Origin of the sequence: Clostridium massiliamazoniense, assembly GCF_001403635.1 — a bacterium.
In the GTDB taxonomy this organism is placed as follows: Bacteria; Bacillota; Clostridia; order Clostridiales; family Clostridiaceae; genus Sarcina; species Sarcina massiliamazoniense.
In genome coordinates this window covers 1-7,060 of record NZ_LN879458.1, presented here as the reverse complement: position 1 = coordinate 7,060, position 7,060 = coordinate 1, and the positions used below count along the sequence as shown (strand labels likewise).

Annotated in this window: 1 protein-coding gene and 1 pseudogene; both read left to right on the top strand. The window is 26.5% G+C overall.

Features of this window, described 5'->3' with window-relative positions; all coding sequences use genetic code 11:
• The coding region (locus tag ARA19_RS17690) for a polyamine aminopropyltransferase (protein WP_197276530.1) at positions 1–557 on the top strand (557 nt) is incomplete at its 5' end.
• A gap of 290 nt (positions 558–847) precedes the next feature.
• Positions 848–7,060: pseudogene (locus ARA19_RS00005) on the top strand (hypothetical protein); the annotation flags it as partial.

Genomic DNA, 7,060 nt, shown 5'->3' with positions numbered 1-7,060 from the left:
AACTTGTGATGGAAATATCTCCAAAAGAAATACAGGGAACATATGAAGCAATTAAAAATGCTAATGGTAAAGTAGGAGTTTTAGGGTTAGGACTTGGATATTATGTTCAAGAAATATCAAAAAAAGATACTGTTAATGAAATTATAGTTTATGAGCAAAGTAAAGAGCTTATAGATTTGTATTTAAGTAATTTTGGAGAAAGTAAAAAAGTGAAATTTATTTTAGGGGATGGATTTAAAGCAAAGGGAGAAAAATTTGATTTCTTTTTTGTTGATATTTATGGATATAAAATTACTAATGCTATTGTAGATGATTATCAAAAGTTAAATGAGATACATGAAATATATGATTATAGTTTCTTTGGAGTTGAGCATCTTATGTTAAGTTCTACTATGGAAAAAATAATGTATATTTATATACCAGATATATGGTTAGATTTTAGTAAAGATTTGTTTGATAAATTTAATAGAAGTGGGAAGATAAATTATTTTAAAAAGTTAGATGATAAATTAGTAGATGATATATTTAGTAAATTTGAAAGAATTTTAAATACCTAGATATTAAGTACAAAATGGTTATTTAAGATTAATATTTTTGCATTTAGTAAGTTTTATAATGTTTTATTTAAATATTATAATTTAAGTAAAAAAGTATTTTAAAAGTAGGAAAAGTCTATTTTAAGATACTTTTTTTATTTCGTAAAAAAAATGGCATATTATTTATAATTTATTAACAAAATTAATAATTAAAAAGTTTTTTAAAAAAATGTTAAATATATATAGACATGATTAAGAAATTTATGGTATTTATATTTATACACAACATTATGGAGAGAAAGGAAGCACAAATGAATAATAAAAAAATATTATCAATAATTACATTAGCAGGTGTAGTAAGCATGACAACACAATCTATAACTGCTAACATTCCTCAAAGCAATAATAGAATTTTATTGACAAATAAAAATCTAAATATTAATAATGCAAGTAGTATTAAGGATAATGTTATAACTATAAATGACCCTTGGGATTATAGTATTGGAACATTAAAATTTAATCCAGAAACATCTAAAATAGAGTTTATTAACGGAGGTCAGTTTACTAATCCATATGTATCTAAAAATACAGAAGTTTTTTCTATAGCTTTATATAAGAGTAATGGACAATTAATAAAAAGTGTACAAATGAATGGAGATAATTATTCTGCTGGTCAGGAATTATGTAATGCCTTTAATGATTTAAGTTATTCTTATGGTGATATTTTAGAAATAGATTATAAGCAATCAAGTAAAATAAGTATATCTAATTTTAATGGACAGAAGAATTATGAGGTAAATAAACCTATATCAATGGAGATAACAAAAGGAGGTTTAAAAGAGCTTTCTAACAATTTAACTGTAAATCCTATATATTATGATTTAGGAAGCAATAAGGTAAATGTTTCAGGTAAAACAATACCGAATACTACAGTAAATATATGGATTGATGGAAAGGACTATACTACTACTTCAAATTCAACTGGTGAATATAATTTAAATATAGAAGCCAATAAGGCTATAACAGAATCAACTCAAATTAGAGTGTTTGTAGTAGGAGAAGAAAGTAAAGTTTTAAATCCTATGTTAAATCCAAAAAATTATAAATTAAATTATACTTCTATATCATTAAATGGATATTGGGGAGGGAATCCATATTTAGTATCAAAAATTGGATTTAATCAATATACAAAGAAGTTAAATGTTGAAAATAAAGGGTATGATTACTTTTCATGGAGTTCAAATAGTCCAGCATATACAATAACTTTATTAAATAAAAATGGTGAAGTAATAAAATCAGAGTCATATAATGGTTCAGGATGTAGTCAAGATGTATATAATGATTTTAATGGATTAAGTTTTGAATATGGAGATTCTATAAAGATAACATCATATGGACTTGATATGTCTTTAAATAATCCAAACGGAAAAGTAGATAATATGCCTGGAAACTCTACTAGAACAGTGGAGTATGAAATAACACAAGAAGGATTAAAAGAAACAGCTAATAATTTAACTGTAAATCCTATATATTTTGAGTTAGGTAGTAATAAGATAGATGTATCAGGTAAAACAATACCTAATTCAATGGTAAATATATGGGTTGATGGTAAAGATTATACTACTACCTCAAATTCACAAGGTGAATACAATTTAAATATAGAAGCTGAGAAGGATATTACGTCATCAACTAAAGTTTCAGTGTTTGTTAAAGGAGAACAAGAAAAGGTTTTAACTGCTACAGTAGATCCTAATATATATAAAATTGTTAAAAATAATATAACCTTAATGGGAAATTGGTATGGAGGTACATATAAAGCTGCAAACATATCATTTAATCCAGAGAGTATGAAATTAAATGTAACTGGAAGTATGGGAGATTATTTTGCTAGTGGTTCAGGAAAAGCCTTTGAAATATCATTATATTCAAAGGATGGTTATCTAATAAAAGCAGAGACCTATGATAATAATAATCAAACACGAAATTTATATAATGATTTCAATAATTTAGGATTTAGTTATGGGGATATTATTAAAGTTAGTTCTTTAGGATCAGGGCAAGTAAAAGTAAGTAATTATGATGGAGAAAATAGTTACTTAGTAAATAAGTCTGTTCAAATGACAATAACTCAAAATGGATTAGAGCCATGTAATTTACCTGAAGTTAATGTAAATCCATTCGATGTTTTAGGAAATGGAAAAGTAACATCAGGAACTCTTACAGGAACAATTAAAAATCCTAATCAAGTAATAAACGTAATAGTAAATGGAAAAACAATTACAACAAAAAGTGATAGCAAAGGGAATTTTAAAGTTAATATTTCAGATTCAAATGGATTTACAGCATCAACAAATATAGTTGTAGAAACAGAAGGGGAAGTAGCTAAAATCATTAATCCTACAGTAGATTCAAAACTAGGTATATTAAATTCCAATATAACAATATCTGATAAGGATCAAGATGGAACTTTTGGGCAAATGATTACTTTTAATCCTGTTAATATGACTATTAGTAACAGAGGAAGTAATTTCGCTGCACAACTTATAAGTGGTAAAACAGGACAAATATTAGCAAGTTGCAGTACAAGTAACTTTAATGTATTTGCTTCAAAAAATAATTTAAATGGAGCTCATTTTGAGTACGGAGATATTATTGCAGTTTATGAGCCACAAGAAACTGAACTATCTATGGGAGAATTATTACTTGATAGTGGAAAAAGTAAAATTGATTGTACAAATAAATTTAAATGTTTTAAAATAACTCCAAATGGATTAGTTCCAGTAACTAATGAGAATTTAACTACTTCACAAATCCTATATAAAGGTATTAATAATATGACTTTAACAGGTAAAACATTACCTAATACAAATGTAACTATAACTTATGGAAATGTATCTAAAGTAGTTAAGTCAAATGGTAATGGTGAGTTTTCATTGGAGATTCCTGTAAGCGAAGCACCTATAGGTAGTGAAGTTAGAATTTTTGTTAATAATGATAATAATGAAATATTAACAGTACAATATGATACTAAGGTAATTAATATAAATTCTAATAGAATAGAAGTCATAAATAATACAAATGTTCCTATTTTTAATGTAACTTTTGATGCTGTAGGTAATAAATTGAAAGCAATAGAATACCCATTAGCTAAACAATATACAGGAGCATTTTATGGTGATTCTTTAAGTATAAAACTTATAAACCCTAAAAATGGAGATGTTATATATTCATTTAATGGAGATAAGTTAAATGATATTAATAGTTTTATATCAGAAATAAATAATAAAAGCTATAATCTAGGGGATGTAATTGAAGTTTCATATAATCCAAGCTTTGTTAAGGCTAATGTATATGATGGTAAGACAAGTATAGGTAATACTACTGGTAAGCAAGAATATTTTGAAATAACGAATAAAGGGTTAATAAATTTAAATGATAAGTTTATTAATATAAAACCATTAGATATTTTAAGCTCTAATAAGGTAATATCTACCAATATAGAAGGACAAGCGAAACCAAATACATCTGTAGAGGTTTCTGTTAATGGAAACATATTTAAAGGAATGACTAATGCTGATGGTGACTTTAATATTCCTATAACTGATAATAATGGATTTACAAGTAATACAAAGATAGTTGTATCATCAGCAGGGTATATACCAACAACTGTTAATCCATCTGTAGAATCAAATATTCAATTAATGAATAGTTATATAAACTTTTATGATAATCAAGGATGGCAAGGAGAATTATCATCAAGTATAACATTTGACCCAGAAACTATGAAATTTGTTGTAAATAATTATACTAATAGTTTTGGTAACGGAAATTCTAATTACTTTGATTTAGATTTATATAATGATAATGGAAAAAAATTATTAGATGCTTCAATTAATAATGGTTCAACAAGTCAATTAACAGAAGCTTTAAATGGTAAATCATTTAATTATGGGGATATAATAGGTTTGAGCTATAATAATACAGTTTCTAAACCGGTTGTTTTAAATGGAAATCAAGTATTAGGAAATATAAGTGGAAAAGTAGAATACTTTAAAATAACTAAAGAAGGATTAATTCCTGTTAATTTTGGGCAAAAAGCTTATACAACTAATGTTTCATGGGAGAATAATAATTTAATCATAGATAGTAATTTATCAGATGGGCAAAGTGAAAGTGTATTAAATGCTGATAAAAAATTAGTTATTTTAAACTCAAATAATCAAGTTGTGGAGTCAGTAAATACAAGTACTTTAAATAATAACTCTTCAAGTATACAGGGTATAATACCAGAAGAGAGTTTAAGTAAGTTAAATAAAGGTGAAACTTATACTTTTGCTTTAGATATAGATAATAGCTTATTCCCAATACAAGTATCATCAAATACTTCAAGTAATTCAAAATATGTATTGGAAGCAAATTCAGATAATACTCTTTCAATTATTACGGCTACAGATCCAATAATTACTATAAACAATGCTAATGATATAGCAAGTTATATGAATACATTAACTTCTGATATAAACACAGCAATGAATCAAAACATTAATATTACCAATGTTTCAAGCAATAGTAAGCTAGATTATAAAATTGTTACAAGTGCTTTTATATCAAGAATAGGGGCAAAGAACTTAGAGAATTTCTTTAATAAGAGCCAAGCTAATAAAGATTTTATAAATTGGGTGTTAAATAATGAAACTGCTATGAAAGAATATTTAGATGCAACAAGTCCTTTAGGAATAAATATGAATGGACTTCAAATTTGGTCTGATATATGGAACAAATATACTAATTCAAGAGCAGGATTTAATTTAAAATTAGCAATAGCTACAGCTGTAAGTAATGCAAAACCTATAAATGCTTGGCCAGGTAAAGGTACTGTAGGAAATCCTGTTGAAAGATACAATATATTTGAAACTTTAAATGCAGAAGGTGGAATGCTTCCTATTTTTAAAACTTTAGATGTTAGACATATAATGTATGTTGTTAATACACATATACCAAATTCTGAAATATTAGAGATGAGAGCTATAATAATGCAAAACCATAATGCTTTTATAAATGCTGGTGGTAATGGATTAAATAATATAGCTTATACAATACAATATAATGAAATAAATCCCCATACAGGAGCGAGTGTATTTGGACCAGATTTTTATGGACCAGATCCAAATATTTTAGATGTTTGGTATGATGGCGGAGTTTGTGGATCTACATCTTATATAGGTTCATCAGCATGTCAAGTTTTTGGTATTCCAGCTCAACCAGTTGGACAACCAGGACATTGTGCATTTATATTCTATAATGATCAGCATAAGTGGACTATAGGAAATAATATTTTTGGATGGTCACAAAGTCAAGGGGCAGATATTAGTGGATGGTCTAATGGAATAGCTACTAATGGAAATGTAACTAATTATGATTTATTATATGAAAATATTAATCCAGCTACATTAAAGAAATCTAATGAGTATTTATGGCTTGCAAGTTCAGAGTCATCATATCAAGATAAAATGAATGCCATAAATGAAGCTTTAAGAATAGAACCTTTAAATGTAAGAGCATGGCTTGATAAAATTGCTTTAATGAAAACAAATCATAATCTTACAGTACAGGATTATATTAATCTGAGTGATCAAATTATAAGTGCACTTAAAGATTATCCAATGCCTATGGTTGATGTATTATTACAAATAAAAAATATAATTTTAGAAAATGGAACTCAACAGGATTATAAGAATTATATTAAGGCTATTGATAATGCTTTAAATTCAGTAACAAATGTTAATCAAAAGCCGACAGCCAAAGAGATGATACAATCAATGCCAAAGAACGGGTTAGCAGATGGAGAAACTCCTTTAGGAAACTCTAAAATTATTATTAATAATACTTGGAGTCAAGCTCTTGGAACAATAGGATTTGATCCTGTTAATATGAAAATGACTGTTAATAAAGGGTGGTCACTAGTTAACTGGTATTTAAATGGTGAAGCATTTAGTGTAGGATTATATAATAAAGACAATCAATTAATTAAAAATGTAGTTGTAAGTGCAAAAGGTGGAGGCCCAGGTACAAATGATCCAGTTTATCCTGAAAATGATTTATATAATGCATTTAACAATTTAGGATTTAAATATGGAGATAAAATATATATAGATTATAAGACAAGTTCTAGAATAAGTGCTTCTCAAGTATATAAAGATGGAGCTTTAGAAAAATCATATGATGTAAATAAACCTAGTGTATTTGAATTGACTCCAAGAGGTCTTGTATATTTAGGAGATAACCTTCAAAATTCTTCAGAAAAGGCTACTCTTAATGTAAGTACAGTTTATCCTGATGGAAAAACTGTTACAGGAGATAAATATAATTATAAAGAAACAGGATTAATTGGTGATTCTATTGAAAATGAAAGTATACCAACTTTAGAAAATTATCATATTGATTATGTAACAGTTAATGGAGTAAAGACTGATATTAATCAGTTACCTAAATATTATTTAGGTAACAATATGAATATTGTTTAT